At 35.9% G+C, this 16,739-nt stretch carries 17 protein-coding genes and 1 tRNA gene; 9 read left to right on the top strand and 9 right to left on the bottom strand.

Features of this window, described 5'->3' with window-relative positions:
- Positions 1-9: 9 nt before the first annotated feature.
- Entirely contained in the window at positions 10-1,437 is a 1,428-nt protein-coding gene (locus ABXT69_RS05745) for an aldehyde dehydrogenase family protein (RefSeq protein ID WP_416677263.1), read from the bottom strand.
- A gap of 81 nt (positions 1,438-1,518) precedes the next feature.
- Positions 1,519-2,694 (bottom strand): pyridoxal phosphate-dependent aminotransferase, encoded by a 1,176-nt coding sequence (locus tag ABXT69_RS05740; RefSeq protein WP_416677261.1) that lies wholly within the window; start codon positions 2,692-2,694, stop codon positions 1,519-1,521.
- A gap of 61 nt (positions 2,695-2,755) precedes the next feature.
- Between ABXT69_RS05740 and uvrB the strand changes: the two genes are divergently transcribed.
- Positions 2,756-4,741: an excinuclease ABC subunit UvrB gene (gene uvrB, locus ABXT69_RS05735; RefSeq protein ID WP_416677260.1), complete on the top strand. Its 1,986-nt coding sequence runs from the start codon at positions 2,756-2,758 to the stop codon at positions 4,739-4,741.
- Positions 4,725-5,375 (top strand): 7-carboxy-7-deazaguanine synthase QueE, encoded by a 651-nt coding sequence (gene queE, locus ABXT69_RS05730; protein ID WP_416677259.1) that lies wholly within the window; start codon positions 4,725-4,727, stop codon positions 5,373-5,375. The genes uvrB and queE overlap by 17 nt, the downstream gene beginning before the upstream one ends.
- A gap of 45 nt (positions 5,376-5,420) precedes the next feature.
- Here queE and ABXT69_RS05725 read toward each other — a convergent pair whose 3' ends face one another.
- The 5 genes from ABXT69_RS05725 to serB form a co-directional block, all read right to left on the bottom strand.
- Positions 5,421-6,968 (bottom strand): SulP family inorganic anion transporter, encoded by a 1,548-nt coding sequence (locus tag ABXT69_RS05725; RefSeq protein ID WP_416677257.1) that lies wholly within the window; start codon positions 6,966-6,968, stop codon positions 5,421-5,423.
- 25 nt (positions 6,969-6,993) lie between these two features.
- Positions 6,994-8,094, bottom strand: a complete 1,101-nt coding sequence (gene aroC, locus ABXT69_RS05720) for a chorismate synthase (RefSeq protein ID WP_416677255.1) — start codon at positions 8,092-8,094, stop codon at positions 6,994-6,996.
- 126 nt (positions 8,095-8,220) lie between these two features.
- A complete protein-coding gene (locus ABXT69_RS05715) occupies positions 8,221-8,865 on the bottom strand; it encodes a hypothetical protein (RefSeq protein ID WP_416677254.1) in 645 nt (214 codons plus the stop codon).
- 27 nt (positions 8,866-8,892) lie between these two features.
- Positions 8,893-9,315, bottom strand: coding sequence for a DUF2141 domain-containing protein (locus ABXT69_RS05710; RefSeq protein WP_416677252.1), 423 nt, complete (start codon positions 9,313-9,315; stop codon positions 8,893-8,895).
- 118 nt (positions 9,316-9,433) lie between these two features.
- Positions 9,434-10,264 (bottom strand): phosphoserine phosphatase SerB, encoded by an 831-nt coding sequence (gene serB, locus ABXT69_RS05705; protein WP_416677251.1) that lies wholly within the window; start codon positions 10,262-10,264, stop codon positions 9,434-9,436.
- Positions 10,265-10,561: 297 nt separating this feature from the next.
- On the opposite strand from serB, the gene serC reads away from it, so the two are divergent.
- The 4 genes from serC to ABXT69_RS05685 all read left to right on the top strand — a co-directional run bounded on the left by serC (position 10,562) and on the right by ABXT69_RS05685 (position 13,715).
- On the top strand, positions 10,562-11,641 hold the full coding sequence (serC, locus tag ABXT69_RS05700) for a 3-phosphoserine/phosphohydroxythreonine transaminase (RefSeq protein ID WP_416677250.1): 1,080 nt from the start codon (positions 10,562-10,564) through the stop codon (positions 11,639-11,641).
- Positions 11,641-12,798, top strand: coding sequence for a phosphoglycerate dehydrogenase (locus tag ABXT69_RS05695; RefSeq protein ID WP_416677249.1), 1,158 nt, complete (start codon positions 11,641-11,643; stop codon positions 12,796-12,798). Before serC ends, ABXT69_RS05695 begins: the two co-directional genes overlap by 1 nt.
- 108 nt (positions 12,799-12,906) lie before the next feature.
- Entirely contained in the window at positions 12,907-13,281 is a 375-nt protein-coding gene (locus ABXT69_RS05690) for a hypothetical protein (RefSeq protein ID WP_416677248.1), read from the top strand.
- Between the two features lie 5 nt (positions 13,282-13,286).
- Complete coding sequence (locus tag ABXT69_RS05685; RefSeq protein ID WP_416677247.1) at positions 13,287-13,715, top strand: hypothetical protein; 429 nt, start codon at positions 13,287-13,289, stop codon at positions 13,713-13,715.
- 58 nt (positions 13,716-13,773) lie between these two features.
- Here ABXT69_RS05685 and ABXT69_RS05680 read toward each other — a convergent pair.
- Together ABXT69_RS05680 and ABXT69_RS05675 are read right to left on the bottom strand one after the other, a co-directional pair.
- A tRNA-Arg gene (locus ABXT69_RS05680) sits at positions 13,774-13,850 on the bottom strand.
- A 34-nt stretch (positions 13,851-13,884) separates the two neighbouring features.
- Complete coding sequence (locus tag ABXT69_RS05675; protein ID WP_416677246.1) at positions 13,885-14,505, bottom strand: DsbA family protein; 621 nt, start codon at positions 14,503-14,505, stop codon at positions 13,885-13,887.
- A gap of 62 nt (positions 14,506-14,567) precedes the next feature.
- Here ABXT69_RS05675 and ABXT69_RS05670 point away from each other — a divergent pair, with 62 nt between their 5' ends.
- The 3 genes from ABXT69_RS05670 to pyrF all read left to right on the top strand — a co-directional run bounded on the left by ABXT69_RS05670 (position 14,568) and on the right by pyrF (position 16,739).
- Entirely contained in the window at positions 14,568-15,083 is a 516-nt protein-coding gene (locus ABXT69_RS05670; RefSeq protein WP_416677244.1) for a glycine zipper 2TM domain-containing protein, read from the top strand.
- Between the two features lie 28 nt (positions 15,084-15,111).
- A complete protein-coding gene (locus ABXT69_RS05665; protein ID WP_416677242.1) occupies positions 15,112-15,960 on the top strand; it encodes an SGNH/GDSL hydrolase family protein in 849 nt (282 codons plus the stop codon).
- A 74-nt stretch (positions 15,961-16,034) separates the two neighbouring features.
- Entirely contained in the window at positions 16,035-16,739 is a 705-nt protein-coding gene (gene pyrF / locus ABXT69_RS05660; RefSeq protein ID WP_416677240.1) for an orotidine-5'-phosphate decarboxylase, read from the top strand.

The raw sequence follows: 16,739 nt of genomic DNA, 5'->3' as shown, positions 1-16,739 counted from the left end.
ACTATCTAACTAACTCCAGCCAGTAACTACTTTGACTTCAATGAACTCTTTAAGACCGAGAGAACCGCCTTCACGGCCAATACCTGAGTGCTTATAGCCGCCAAATGGAGCGCCACTTGCAGAGCTTTTTCCGTTAACTTCTACGATCCCAGATAGTAATTTTTTAGACACTCTTTTCGCTTTTTCTTGATCTTGAGTTTGAACGTAATTGGTAAGGCCATATGGCGTGTCATTTGCAATTTTAATTGCCTCTTCTTCAGTATCAAATGGAATCATGGAGAGAACGGGTCCAAAAATTTCCGTTCTTGCAACCGTCATTTTGTTATTGACATCAGCAAAGATAGTTGGCTTTACAAAGTAACCTGTCTCTAATCCTTCAGGCTTGCCAGTTCCTCCAGCAACCAAGGTTGCATTCTCATCAATTCCTGCCTGAATTAAGACTTGAATTTTATCAAATTGAAGTTGGGATACAACAGGACCTAGATGCTTTCCAGACTTTGAAGCAATATCAGTATTTGTAGAGATTGCAGTTTCTTTAGCAATCGCAACTGCCTGATCGTAAACTGAGCGCTCAACGAGCATTCTAGTAGGAGCATTACAAGATTGACCTGTGTTGTTGAAGCAGTGTCTTACCCCTCTCTTAACAGCTTTTTCGTCTGCATCTGCAAAAATAATATTAGCTCCTTTGCCTCCAAGCTCTAATCCAACTCTCTTAAAGTCGTCAGCAGCGTTATGAGAAATTAGTGCACCAGCTCTTGTTGAGCCTGTGAAAGAAACCATATCAACATCAGGGTGAGAAGTCAGCTGACTTCCAACACCAATTCCATCTCCATTAACAAGGTTAAATACTCCAGCTGGGCAACCAGCCTCTTCAAGCATTTCAGCAAAAATCATTGAGTCTAAAGGAGCAAGCTCTGAAGGCTTTAAAACCATAGTACATCCAGCAGCAATTGCGGGTATAACTTTTAGAGCTACTTGGCTTATTGGCCAGTTCCATGGGGTAATTAGTGCGCAAACACCTTTTGGCTCATAAATTAATTGATTGTCTGAATCATCAAGTTGTTCTTCAAACTCAAACTTTCTAAGCTGGTTAAGAAAATCTTCAATAGCGCTTGTTCCTGAAGGCGCCTGTGACGCTTTAGAAAAGTCAATAGGTGCTCCCATTTCAATCGAAATGACTTCAGCCATGTCATCCATTCTTCTTTCATAGATTGCATAAAGTCTTTCAAGTAGTGCTATTCTGTCTGCTTTTGTAGAGGCAGACCACATTGGTAGTGCTGCTCTTGCAGCTGCAATTGCTGCATCTGTATCACTTTGCGAGCCGAGAGAAATCACTGCACAAACTGTTTCATCAGAAGGATTGATGACGTCAAAGTCATTTTTAGTTGATGGTTCAACCCATTGTCCATTGATATAGAATTTTCTTTTATCTAGCATAATTTATCTCCAATTAAGATTTGTAGAGGTTATCTTAAGAAATTTTTGATGTCAAGCAAAAATATGTAAGCAATTGTATGTTTAGATGCTTGCTAATTTCTCAACCGATAATTTAATATTATCCATGCTGGTTGCAAAAGATAGCCTAACATAACCTGGCGCTCCAAAGGCAGAGCCTGGAACAACTGCCAAGCTTAGTTTTTCAAGACAATAAGTTGAAAACTCAACGTCATCTTTAAGACCAATTCTTTCAATCAATCCTTGAACTTTAGGAAAAGAATAGAAGGCTCCACCAGATCTTGGACACTCAATACCATCTATAGCATTCAAACTATCAACTAGAAACTCATGGCGACCCTCAAAAGCCTCAACCATCATTGATATGAATGATTGATCACCTGAAATCGCTTCAAGAGCAGCAGCTTGAGAAATTGAACTTGGATTAGAGGTTGACTGTCCTTGAATTTTTTTCATTGCCTTAATTACTGTTTCAGGTCCAGCAGCATAACCAATTCTCCAGCCAGTCATTGCATATGCTTTAGATACACCATTAAGAATTACAACTCTATCTTTGAGTTCTGGGCACGCCATTGCAATATTTACGAAATCACCACCAACCCACCTTATATGCTCGTATATATCATCGCTTATAGTAAGAACTTGAGGGTATTTTTTCAAAACCTCACCAAGGGCTTTAATTTCTGATTCACTATAAACTGAGCCTGTTGGGTTAGAGGGGCTATTAAGAACAAAAAGTTTGGATTTATCGGTGATGCTAGCTTCTAATTGATCTGGAGTTATTTTAAAGTCTTGCTCCAAGCCAGCCTCAATAAATATAGGAGTCGCATCAGCAAGAATAGCCATGTCAGGATATGAAACCCAGTAAGGAGTTGGTATGATTACTTCGTCACCTTCGTTAAGGATTGCTTGACAGAGGTTATAAAAAACTTGTTTACCACCGCAAGAAACCATTACTTCATTTAAGGAATAATCTAATCTATTCTCTCTTTTAAATTTTTCACAGACTGCTTTTTTTAGTTTTACAGTTCCGTCAGCTGGGGTATATCTTGTATCTCCAGAGCCAATTGCAGTAATAGCCGCTTTTTGAATATTTACAGGAGTATCAAAGTCTGGCTCACCCGATCCCATTGAAATTATTTGTATTCCTTGTGACTTTAATTCTTTGGCTTTATCGCTGACAGCCATAGTCGCAGAAGGTTTAACTTTTTGTACACGATTTGATAGGATAGTTGACATTTACTGTGCTCTTTAAATGGTTTAAAATTAAGGGTTTTATTTTAATCAAAAACTGCCAATAATGGCCAGAAAATTTCAACTGAAATCAAATTTTTCACCTAAGGGTGATCAGCCAAAAGCTATTCAAACGTTACTAAACGGAATTGAGGCTGGAGAGAAGTATCAAACGCTCGTTGGTGTTACGGGGTCAGGCAAAACATTTACTCTTGCAAATGTTATAGAGAAGAGTCAAAAACCGAGTCTGATTATGGCTCCAAATAAAACTTTAGCTGCTCAGCTTTATAGTGAAATGAAAGAATTCTTTCCTAACAATGCTGTTGAGTACTTTGTGTCTTATTATGATTATTACCAGCCAGAGGCCTATGTTCCTGCTTCAGACACATTTATTGAGAAAGATGCTTCAATAAATGAGCAGATAGAACAGATGAGACTTTCTGCTACCAAATCACTTCTTGAGCGCAAAGACGTAATAATTATTGCAAGTGTTTCCGCTATCTATGGTCTTGGAGATCCTGAAAGCTATATGAAAATGCTGCTTCATTTAACTGTTGGGGAGGTTGCAAAGCAGAGAGAAATTCTTGCGACATTATCAAAGATGCAATATTCAAGAAATGACGTTACATTAATCCGAGGTCATTTTAGAGTTAAGGGTGAGGTAATTGATATATTTCCAGCAGACTCTGAAGAGCGAGCAATTCGAATAGAGATGTTTGATGATGAGGTGGAAAGCCTTTCATGGTTTGATCCACTAACAGGAGAAAAACTAAAGTCTCTTCAAAGAGTTACTATTTATCCAAAGACACATTACGTTACCCCTAAATCAACCATATTAAATATCCTTGATGATATTAAGGTAGAGCTTGGCTTAAGGAAAAAAGAACTACTCTCTCAAAATAAATTAGTTGAAGATCAAAGACTTTCTCAAAGAGTAGCGCAGGATATGGAGATGATGAGAGAGCTAGGTTATTGCTCAGGTATTGAGAATTACTCCCGCTATTTATCTGGAAGAAAGCCAGGAGAACCGCCACCAACCCTATTTGATTATATGCCCGAAGATTCTTTAATTATTTTAGATGAGTCCCACGTTACAGTTAGCCAAATAGGGGCAATGTACAATGGTGATAGGGCTAGAAAAACAACGCTCGTAGATTTTGGTTTTCGCCTGCCATCAGCTCTAGACAATAGACCACTTAGATTTGAAGAATTTTCTGAAAGATTAAACCAATGTATTTTGGTTTCAGCAACTCCAGCAAAATTTGAATTAGAGATGTCAACTGTTATTGCTGAGCAAGTTGTCAGGCCAACTGGATTATTAGATCCAGGCATTGTTATTAAGCCTGTTGAAACTCAGGTTGATGATTTACTATCTGAAATTCATAAAAGGGTTGCTGTAAAAGAAAGGGTCCTAGTAACAACACTGACTAAGAAAATGTCAGAGCAGCTCAGTGACTACTTAAATGATCATAATGTAAAGGTAAGATATCTTCATTCTGATATTGATACCGTTGAGAGGGTAGAAATCATTCGTGACTTACGTCTTGGTGTTTTTGATGTTTTAGTTGGGATAAATCTTTTAAGAGAAGGCTTAGATATTCCAGAGGTATCTCTAGTTGCAATTTTAGATGCAGATAAAGAAGGCTTTCTTCGCTCAGAGCGATCTTTAATACAAACGATGGGAAGGGCTGCTCGAAATATTAATGGAAGCGTTATCTTGTATGCTGACAGGATTACTAACTCAATACAAAGAGCAATGGATGTTACATCTGCAAGAAGAGACAAGCAGGAGGCCTATAACAAAAAACATGGAATAATACCCATGGGCGTTGTGAAGCCGATTGTTGATATTTTAGATACAGACCTTTCAGCATCTGATATTGATGATTTAATATCTGAAACTATTCAAGTAAAATTATCTCCTGTTCAGCTCTCCAAAGAACTAAAGCGACTTGAAAAAGAGATGTATAAGTTTGCTGAGGATTTAAAATTTGAGCAGGCAGCAGACACTAGAAATCAAATAAAACGATTAAGAGATGGGCAATTTAAATAATATGACATTAAATATTACTGAGATCTTCTACTCGCTTCAAGGAGAGGCAAGAGAGGTTGGAATTCCAACTGTATTTGTTCGCCTCACAGGCTGCCCATTAAGATGTAATTATTGTGATACTGCGTATGCATTTAAAGGCAATAATCCTTTATCAATTGAGCAAATATTAGCTGAGATCTCAAAATATAAAACTCACTATGTATGCGTTACGGGTGGAGAGCCTATGGCACAAAGTAATTGCCTTGGTTTGCTGGATACTTTGATAGAGAAGGGATACAAGGTGTCAATGGAAACAAGTGGCAGTATTGATATTTCAAAGGTAAATAAAAATGTGTCTATTGTGATGGATCTTAAAACGCCTTCATCAACAGAGCAACATCAAAATAGATATGAAAATATTGCGCTTTTAGAAAACAAAGATCAGCTCAAGTTTGTAATAGCTTTAAGGTCAGATTTTGAATGGTGTTGCAGTATTTTGGAAGATTATGAGATTTTATCAGATGTGCTGTTTTCACCAGTTTATGAAAGCTTAAAGCCAGCACAATTAGCAGATTGGATCTTAGAGAAACAACTTAATGTTCGACTTCAGGTACAACTTCATAAGATTCTTTGGGGCGACGAAAAAGGAAAATAGTTATCCTTTAGAATCTCTAGTTAAGAAGTAAACATTAGTAAACTTTTAAGTAGAGATGGTTCCTTCAATTCTAGCCTTTGCCTTATCAATTGCGACATGATAGTGAGGGTCTTCAAGGACGTTGACTTCGACTAAATGTTTTGCTGTTTTTAGAAGTAATCTGCACTCTTCACTAAGATGAACTAAATGTAGGGTTTTTCCTGCTTTTTGGTAACGATCAGCAAGCTTATCAATTGCCTCAATTGCAGAGTGATCTATCACTCTTGAGTCCTCAAAATCTATGTAGACATTTTCAGGGTCTTCTTTGGGGCTAAAAATCGCATGAAAAGTATTGATTGATGCAAAAAATATTGCGCCATGGAGTCTGTATGTCTTTTTCCCATCTGACTCAACTTCTTCAACAGACTGTATTTTTCCAGCAGACTCCCAAGCATACGACAGCGCTGACATAATAACGCCAGTTATGACTGCAAGTGCCAAGTTATCTGTTATTACAGTTATTACTGCAACAGATATTCCAACAATAATATCGGGCATTGGAACCTTACCAAATAATCGAAATGAACCCCACTCAAAGGTGCCAATTACGACCATCATCATGACGCCAATCAGAACCGCAACTGGAATCATTTCTATGTATTTAGAAAGATAGAGTATAAAAAATAGTAGTACCACAGATGCAACTATTCCAGAGAGTCTTCCCCTTCCTCCAGACTTAATATTAATCAGACTTTGACCAACCATTGCGCAGCCACCCATTCCGCCAAAAAGACCTGTAACAGTATTGGCAACGCCTTGTCCAATACACTCACGATTTGGCTGACCTGTAGTTTCTGTTAAATCATCAATTAAGTTAAGTGTTAATAAGCTTTCAATAAGCCCAACTAAAGCCATAATCATTGCGTAAGGAAAGATAATTTTAAGCATCTCAAAATCAATTGGCACATCTGGCAAATGAAATGGAGGAAATACACCACCAATAGGCGCAATATCTCCAACTGTCCTAGTATCAAGCCCTAAAAATAATACAGCCACTGTTCCAATTACAATTGCAACTAGAGTTGATGGTACTGCGCGAGTTAATCTTGGTAAGAAATGAATAATTGCCATTGTAATTACAACAATTACTAGCATTAACATTAAAGGGGTTCCAGTAATCCACTCGCCGCCAACTTTAAATTGTTTAACCTGCGCTAGAAAAATGACAATTGCTAGGCCATTTACAAAGCCCAGAAAAACTGGGTGAGGAACAAGTCTTATAAATTTACCCATCTTAAATAGACCAAATAAAATTTGAATGAGCCCAGTTAACACGACAGCTGCAAATAGGTACTCCACCCCATGAATGGCAACTAAGGTCCCAATGACAACTGCAATAGCTCCTGTAGCGCCAGAGATCATTCCGGGCCTTCCACCTATGATTGATGTAATGAGCCCAATAGTAAAGGCGGCATAGAGACCAACTAGTGGGTTTAATCCTGCCAAAAGAGCAAATGCAACAGCTTCAGGGACCAATGCTAATGCTACTGTCAGTCCTGATAAGATATCGTTTTTTGCGTTACTGGGAACGCGCTTATGAATGAGCTTAAACATTATTTCCTTTTAGGTTGGCTTGTAACTAAAGCTTTTCAGCAGGGACAGGCGGTGTAGTTGATGATACATCAGCATTTTGAGCGCGATGTCTAAGTGCGTGATCCATTAATGTAATTGCTAGCATTGCCTCTGCAATTGGGGTTGCCCTAATACCGACGCAAGGATCATGTCTGCCAGTGGTGCTAATTTCTGTTGCTTTACCCTTTTTATCAATGCTATCTGCAGTAAGTCTTATGCTGGAAGTTGGCTTGAGCGCAATAGAAACTAAAAGATCTTGACCTGAACTGATACCGCCAAGTATACCTCCAGAGTTATTTGACGTAAATCCTTCAGGAGTTATTGGATCTCTATGAAGTGAGCCTTTTTGATTAACAACACTAAATCCAGCACCGATTTCAATGCCTTTTACAGCATTGATACTCATCATTGCGTGAGCAATATCAGCATCAAGCCTGTCAAAAATTGGTTCACCAAGTCCTGTAATCATTTTGCTAGCAACGATGTTGATTCTTGCGCCAATTGAATCACCTGACTTTCTAAGGTTATCCATATAGTCTTCTAGTTCATTTACTTTGCTGGCATCAGGACAAAAGAAAGGATTGTTATGAACTTCATTCCAGTCAAAATTTTCAAAAGAAATTGGCCCTAGTTGGGCTAAGTACCCACGAATTTCAATACCATATTTTTCTTTTAGGTATTTTTTAGCAATACCACCAGCTGCAACTCTTATTGCAGTTTCTCTAGCAGATGAGCGACCACCACCACGGTAATCTCTAATTCCATATTTCTGTTGATACGTGAAATCTGCATGACCAGGCCTAAAAGAGTTTGCAATTTTTGTGTAGTCTCTTGGTCTTTGATCGGTATTTTCAATCAAAAGGGCGATAGGGGTTCCAGAAGTTACACCCTCAAAAGTTCCAGATACTATTTTAATTGTATCTGACTCTCTTCTTTGAGTGGTGTGTCTTGAGCTTCCTGGCTTTCTAAGATCTAAATCACCCTGAAGATCCTCTTCTTTAAGTTTCATCCCTGGAGGGCAGCCATCTACGATACCTACAAGAGCATCACCATGACTTTCGCCAGCGGTTGTTAGTGTGAATAGTTTTCCAAATGAATTGCCAGACATTGCCTATTGATGTACGTTACTTAGATGGCGGATATTATACCAGTGACAGCTTATATTTCGAATAAGATTAATTCAGTGGATAGTTAAAGAGATTCTTGTAAAAAGTATTGGTGAGTTTAAATAGAGTTATTTAAGAAAGTCATCAAAGTAGAAGTAATTAACTCCAGGCTTATCATCAGCTTTTAAAACCATAGTCTTAGCAAGAGACTCTGCTTTAACGCTTCTGTATTTACTTGCAGTTCCAATTAAAAAAAGATCCATTATCTTTGCAAGATTTATTGCGATTTTTTCAGCTAGTCTTATTTCAGAGCGCTCTCCAACTAAAAAACTAGGCCTAAATATATTTACTGTTGAAAAGCCAAGACTTTGAATGGACTCTTCAAGCTCACCCTTTGTCCTTAGATAGAAATTTTTTGAAGAACTGTTTGCACCTATGGAAGAAATAAGACTCAATGTTTCAGCGCCTGATTCTTTGGCTTTTCTAGCAATACTAAGGCAATAATCTATATCAACTTTCCTAAAATTCTCTTTACTCCCAGCAGTTTTAATTGTTGTTCCAAGACAAATAAATACATTATTACAAGAGGGCAGAGAGCCATTTTTTTCAAAAGCATCAAAATCAATAATCATTTCTGTAATGTTGGGCGGAAGGTTGGGAATTGATCTTCGGGTAAGAGCAATAGCGCCCTGTTTTTTATTAGACAGAACATTAATCACATTTCCACCTATAAGGCCTGTAGAACCAGCAATAATTGAAGTAGTCACTGTCATAAGTATTTAAATACTAGCTTGAATATTCTATGGTAAAGCTATTTCAATGCTGTCCATGTCTTTATCAACATCAATTTTCATCTTGTCAAACTTAGGAGCGCCCATTCCACTAAATTGATAAAAGCCTGCTGGCTCCTTAGGGATAAAGAAAAAGAAGTCCAACTTACCATTACCATTTTCATCTTCAAATGAAGCAAGTGCGTATGGACCCGAAGGAACTTCCATGCTCCAAGAAACATCACAAGTGCCACTTTTACTTGGCTCATAAATTTTTTCTTGACTATGATTCATGCCCTTCCATCCCGACTCTTCATAAATAAGAACATGGACCGCATTATTAGTCGAACATCCAGTAACTGTTCCGCTAACAGTGTGCGTATGATCATCAGCCACAGCCTGCATTGCAAAAAAAGATAAAAATATAGTAAATAATTTAAAATTAATATTCATAATTAAATGTTGAAAATAAAAAAGATATTGCTAGTCTAGTAAGTACAGGAAAGATTTTAGTGAATTTTTCATGAGTTTTATATGAAAATTTATATTTAATTAAGATTAATTAGCTTGATTAATAAACATCTTCTTCAAAAAAATCAATCACAGAGTCAAGACCACCATAGTTGATAATTACATCACAATTCTTTTGTAATATAGGTTTGGCATGGTAGGCAACAGACACCCCGGCAATTTTCATCATTTGTAAATCATTAGCGCCATCACCAATAGCAATGACTTGCGCTCTTTTTAGTTGGTAAAGCGAACATAGCTCATTAATATAATTTGCTTTTTCATTGGCATCAATAACTTTTCCTAAGACTGTTCCAGTGAGGGAGTTATTAGCCACCTCTACATTGTTGGCTCTAAAGGTATCCACTCCTAAACTTTTATGAAGGCGTTCAGCAAAGTAACTCAGGCCACCTGAGATAATGGCTGACTTTACACTAATTGATTTAAAAAAATTAATTAGCTCTTTGGCTCCAGGGCTTAATTTTAAAGAGTTGGTATAAACAGACTCAAATGCTGAAGTGTTAACCCCTTTAAGTATTGATACTCTTTTTTTAAAGGACTCAGTAAAATCCAGATTACCCTGCATTGCTTGTTCAGTAATTAAAGCAACTTCACTGGACATTCCTGCCTCCTTGGCAATCTCATCAATCGTCTCAATTGTTATTAAGGTTGAGTCCATATCACTAACCACTAACTTAATATCTGAAAAATTAAACTTCTTATGATGTAAATTTATATCAACTATATTTTCAAGTCTTAGTTTTTCAATAGTAAAATTAAAGTTAGTATGGATTCTAAAGTGATTTTTTCGCTTTTCCAAGTCGCCTTTAAGGCTTCTTGTAAGCTTTTCAGCAATAATTAAATCTTGAGTATGGATTATGAGTGTTTCCATCAATAGATGAATGATTTGCTAAGGTTGACAGCATCAATATTTTACAGGATTTGTTATTTCATTTAATTTCATATTTAGTCACTTTATCTTAAATTCATAATTTAAAAAATGTAACAAATTGACATAAAAGGTAAATTTAAGTTAATTTTGGCTTAGGTATAATCAATCCCAATTTACAACCAACGAAGGTTATTTTTGCTAAAACATTGACGTTTGGATGGGCTTATCAAGATTAAGCACAGCTGAGCGTTTTTTTTTATTTTTTTTAAAAAAAAAGGTTGAAACCATTTAACTATTATGACACAAACATATAATTTTAGTGCTGGGCCAGCAATGCTGCCTGCTTTAGTACTTAAACAAATTCAGCAAGAGCTTATTGAGTATGGAAACTCGAAAGCCTCAGTAATGGAAATTTCGCATCGAGGTGTTGACTTTATGGAGGCCGCTCAAAAATCTGAAAAGGATTTGAGAGATCTTTTAAATATTCCAAGTAATTATAAGGTTTTGTTTCTTCAGGGTGGTGCCTCTGCTCAGTTTTCAATGGTTCCAATTAATCTGTTAAGAGGAAAGTCTAAAGCTTGCTATGCAAATACAGGGCACTGGTCAGTAAAAGCAATTGCTGAAGCGCAGCGTTATTGTAAAGTTAATGTTTGTACAGATAGCTCAGAGAATAATTTTACTGATATTGATGATTTTAAAAATTGGAATATTGATCAAGATTCTGCTTATCTTCATTACACCCCAAATGAAACAATTGCTGGACTAGAGTTTGATTATATTCCTGAAGTTGATATCCCATTAGTTGCTGATATGTCCTCAACGATTCTTTCTCGAGAGATTGATGTTTCTAAATATGGTGTTATTTATGCAGGAGCTCAAAAAAATATTGGACCTGCTGGCTTAACAATTATTATTGTAAGAGAAGACTTAATTGGTAACGTAGTTAAAGGACAGCCAAAACTCTTTGACTATTCAACTCAAGCTAATAATGAGTCTATGTTTAACACTCCAGCCACTTTTCCATGGTATGCCGCTGGACGCGTTTTTGAATGGCTTAAAGAGCAGGGAGGATTGAGTGTGATTCAAAAAATAAATCATACGAAAGCAAAAACACTTTATAAGGTAATTGATAACTCTGATTTTTATTCAAACCCAGTTGCAATTAAATATCGCTCTTGGATGAATGTTCCATTTTTATTAGCAGACGATAGTCTTAATGGCTTATTTTTAGAACGCTCAAAAGAAGCAGGATTACTTGCACTTAAAGGTCATCGAAGTGTTGGAGGAATGAGGGCTAGCATCTATAACGCAATGCCTCAAGAGGGCGTTGATGCCTTAGTTAATTTTATGATTGATTTTGAAAAGGATTATGGGTAATGCTTAAAGTACAAGTTTTAAATAACATTTCATCACTAGGTTTAGATAAATTTTCTAGAGATGTTTATGATGTGACAGAAAAAGATAATAACCCAGACGCCATACTTGTTCGAAGTGCCAAGATGCATGAATTGGAAATTGGGGAAAATCTTAAAGCAGTTGGCCGCGCTGGAGCAGGAGTAAACAATATCCCACTTGAAAAAATGAGTGACAAAGGAGTGGTAGTATTTAATACTCCAGGCGCAAATGCTAATGCAGTTAAGGAGCTTGTTATTTCTTCAATGCTTCTTGCAAGTCGTAATATTTGTCAGGCATGGAGTTATGTAAATAATTTACCGCTTGAGAACCTTAAGGCAACCGTAGAGGATGGAAAAAAACAATATTCAGGCTCAGAATTGCCAGGAAAGACATTAGGTATTGTTGGTCTTGGTTCTATTGGTGTTGAAATTGCAAATGCAGCGTATACGCTTGGTATGGATGTTATTGGTTTTGACCCATCAATCACAAAGAAGAATGCTTGGAAAATTTCTTCTGAAGTCGAAGATGCGGCTACTTTAGAAGAATTATTTTCTAAGAGTGATTTTGTTTCTTTTCACGTTCCCTTAATTGATGAAACTAAAAACTTATTAAATGCAAATCGTATTGCCTTTTTACCTGAGGGCTCAGTAATAATTAATATGTCAAGAGATGGGATTGTTGATGAAGACGCATTAATAAAAGCGCTTGATTCTGGAAAAGTAAAGTATTACGTCACTGACTTCCCAATTAATGACAAAAAAAACCATGACAAAGTTATTGCGTTACCTCATCTTGGCGCCTCAACATCTGAGGCAGAAGATAATTGCGCAGTTATGATAGCAAAGCAAATTAAAGATTATCTTGAAAATGGAAATATTGTAAATTCTGTAAACTTTCCTGATGCAAGGATGCCTAGAGATGGCAAAGAGCGATTAGCTATTACCCATAGAAATATTCCGAATATGGTTCGTCAAATAACAAAAGCCATAGCAGAGGAAGAGGCTAATATTCTTGATATGATCAACAAGTCTAGAGGAGATTTTGCCTACACACTTATTGATCTTGAAAATAAAATTTCCAATACAGCTATTGAAAATATAAAGCAAGTAGAGGGTATTTTGACAGTAAGAAGCATTTAATACTGAGTTTCCTAACAAAATATAAAGTCTTTTGACCATAGTCAAAGTATTAGTTACAATAATAAGATTAACTTTTTATAGGGGCAGCTTATTAAATTAATAATCCATATGGGCACCCATAAAACTGCCTCGACAGCATTCCAAAGTATATGCACGAATAGTCGAAAAGTTTTAATAGACAATGGGCTAGTGTTCCCTCAGTATTCTAATTGGAGTCAACATAGTGTTGCTGCTTGGATAGCGCAAAAGAGAGACGTAAAACATTTGCGTAAGTTTTTGCGTTCGATTTTTGAAGAAACTAAAGCTTCAAACTGTGAAAAAACCTTGATTAGTGGGGAAGACTTCGAAAACTTTCTTGTTGGTACACATCTTGCAAGTGAGTTTGAGGATCTGGCAAAATCTGAGGGATATACTAATATAGAGTGGATTATTTGCTTTCTATCTATGCAGAAAAATCTGGGTATCAAATGGTTTTGGATTTAGAATTAATGGCAAACTTAATTCTTGAATATGGCTTTGTAAGTCCAGGTGGTCGCAGATATAATTATAAGTTTATCTTTGACATCAAAAAATTTTCTGAACTTTTTAAAAAAAACGTGAACAAAAATTTAACTGTTATTCAGTTTAAAGACTTTACAAATGACTTTGTAGGAAAGGTATTTTTGAAACACTATCTTGGATATAAATCATTAGAAATTGTGAGAAAAGCTTCACAAGAAATTGGGGTACAAAGGAAAAGACCTAAACCAGAAAAAGTAGAATTTCGATATGTAGGAAATTTTTTAGGTAGAAAAGCTGACAAAATATTTTATGAAAACAATAAAAATCTAGTTGATGCTTTAGTATCTGAAAGGCTTAATAGAAATAAAGCATTAATCGTTAACATTAAAAATAAATTTAAAGCACGTTTTGGATGATTTTTTTGAAACTTTTTAATTGATGTGTTAATTTAATTAATAATAAAGGGGGATGAGGTGGTGCCCTGGAGAAGATTCGAACTTCTGACCCCTCGCTTAGGAGGCGAGCGCTCTATCCAGCTGAGCTACCAAGGCAAGCGGTATATTATTGCCACTTATTAGTAATTATTCAAGTGATTATTTGATTAATAATGTAATTAGAGTTTAAGTAGTCAATCTTTACCCTTTCAAGGTTGTTCTCTTTAACTAGAACTAATGATGGGAAGCCGCGTATTGGCATGGATTTTGTTGTGTGAATCTGATCAAGAAGAAGATCATTAACTTCGCTCGAATTTAGATCCTCCTTAAATAACTCTTCATTTAGCCCTATATCCTGAGCAATATTAATTAACATATCTTCATTTGAAGGGTTTAAGGCATTTAAATAGTAAGCTTTTTGGATTCTTTCAATCATTAAAACTTCAAAATCAGGGCGCTGTTTTTTTGCAGCAATAACCGCTCTGCAGGAGAGATATGTTGAGCGTCTTGGCTCATTTAGAGTCCAAAAATCGTAATTAAATTCTGTGCCAGGAACATTTTTTTGAATTTTTATCCAATTATCTTGAACGTACTTTTGAGTGTCTAAGGGCATTGGTAAATCATTATCAGGAGCTAGTCCACCTAATAGGTAATTAACATTTATATGACTTGGTAATTCTTTCAATACTTTGTGCCATGTCGGCTTAAATGCCCAGCACCATGAGCACATTGGGTCATAAATATAATATAAAGTATTGTTAACTAATTCCAAAAATATTTCTAAAAAAGTATATAATTTACATTATAGGGGTTAAATATTATTGGAGCATACTTATGCGAGCTATCTTAAAAATTTCACTAATTTCTTTATTTATACTTACATCTCAATTATCTTTTGCAGGAAGCTTTGTTGATTCTGCTACTGTAATTTCAGTTGAAAAAGTCTATAAAAACTATAGAGTCGATGAGCCTTATCAAGAATGCTATATTCAAGAGACCGTTCAAAGTGGGGATGGAAGTGCAACTAATGAATTATTTGGAGCTGCTATTGGAGGTGCTATAGGTAACAAACTTGGTAAAGGCGATGGTAAGGATGCTTTGACTTTATTTGGTGCTCTTATGGGCGCTTCTATAGCAAATGATGCTGAAAAACTAGCTAATACAAATGGAAAGAAAGTAATTAGTCAAGAAGTCTGTGAAAATAAAACTAGGCAAGTGATCGAGAAAAGATTGAGCCATTATCTAGTCACAGTTGATTATGCTGGCCGAGACGTCAGCTTTAAAAGTAACAGAAGACCCTCTAAAGATGTTATAAAAATTGAGGTAACTGTTGATGGTCTTGGTAATTAATTTGTCCTAGCTGAGTTCTTAAGTCTTAGTGCTTATCTTTATCTTATATTTATTAATAGCAACTGTAATTTTAATTTCAGTTGCTTTTTTGTATGTTTCCTCTATAGCAGCAACCCCTCCAAAAGGAAGAGCTGATGATCTATCAAAGGAGCTATCTTTAAAATCTGGACGAGTTATAGCATTTATTGGAGACTCATTAACACATGGAAATATTGGAGAATGCTGGGTTGAAAACATTCGCAATGAATATCCAGAAGATACAGTCCTTAATGAAGGTATCAATGGTGATGTGGTCTGGCAAGTAATTAACAGAATAGAGCCAATTATAAATTGTAATCCGGACATAATAATCCTGATGATTGGGTCTAATGATGTGATGGCTTCTTTCAATAAAAAGTCAGGGGAGCGTTACAAGTCGAAAAATAAATTGCCCGAAATTCCAACTTATGAAAGCTATCAGAAATTATTACTCAAACTTCTTGATAAACTAAACGGGACATCGAAAATTGCCTTATGCACACTTCCACCTATTGGTGAGAATAAAGATTCTGCAATTAATCAGCATGTAAGAAAATTCAATGACTTCATAGAGTTAACAGCAAATAATAAAAACATTAACCTCATTCCAGTCTCAAGCCTTTTATGGGATGAATTATCTAAAAGAACCTACCCTGTCAAAAGTGATTATGATCCAAACTCACTTCCAATTATTAGAAGAATTTATGGCGGAATGATGCACCACTATATTTTTAAAAAGTCATGGGATGAAATAGCTGAGTCAAAAGGGCAATGGCTGCTATTTGATCAAATTCATTTGGGCGCGCGTGCTGCAAAAATTTTATTTAATGTGACTAAAAAATATATTTCTTCAGTCTAGTTATTGCCCTTATCTATATAATAAAGCCAGTCATAAATTTGCTGTAATAGACTTTTTTAAATTATTAAAAACTCATGAAAGATATTAGAATTCAAGATCGTTTAATTTTTGCTTTGGATGTGCCAGAAGTTTTAGAAGCTAAAAAAATCGTCACAGAGCTTGATGATAGTGTTAATTTTTATAAAATTGGTATGGAGCTTTTGATGACAGGCCAATATTTTGAATTATTAGATTGGTTGATTGCAAAAGATAAAAAAGTCTTTGTTGATTTAAAATTTTTTGATGTTCCTGAAACGGTTGGTAGAACAATTGCAAGGCTTAGTGATTATGGCGCGACTTTTGCCACTATTCATGGCAATCAAGCTCTAATGGAAAAAGCTGCTGAGAATAAAAAAAATTTAAAGATTCTTGCTGTTACTGCCTTAACCAGTCTAGATAGAGGTGACTTAGATGATTTAGGTTTTGATTGTAATGTTAAAGATTTAGTTATTTCTAGAGCTAAAAGAGCTTTTGAAGCTGGATGTGATGGCATTGTTTCATCTGGGTTAGAAGTTCCATATATCCGTGAATATGTAAATAATAAGCTAATCGCAGTAACTCCAGGTATTCGCCCAGTAGCTAATGATGATGACCAGAAGCGAGTAGTAGATGTTGCAACTGCGTTTAAAAGTGGTTCTGATTATATTGTAGTAGGAAGGCCAATTAAAAATGCAGAAAATCGATATGAAGCTGCAACTAACATTCAAAAAATTATTCGCTCAACATTCGAAACAGTATAA

This window comes from Candidatus Pseudothioglobus sp. Uisw_016 (assembly GCF_048087635.1).
Taxonomy (GTDB): Bacteria; Pseudomonadota; Gammaproteobacteria; order PS1; family Pseudothioglobaceae; genus Pseudothioglobus.
Note: the sequence above shows the minus strand (reverse complement) of the source record. Positions and strands in the feature narration are given on the sequence as shown.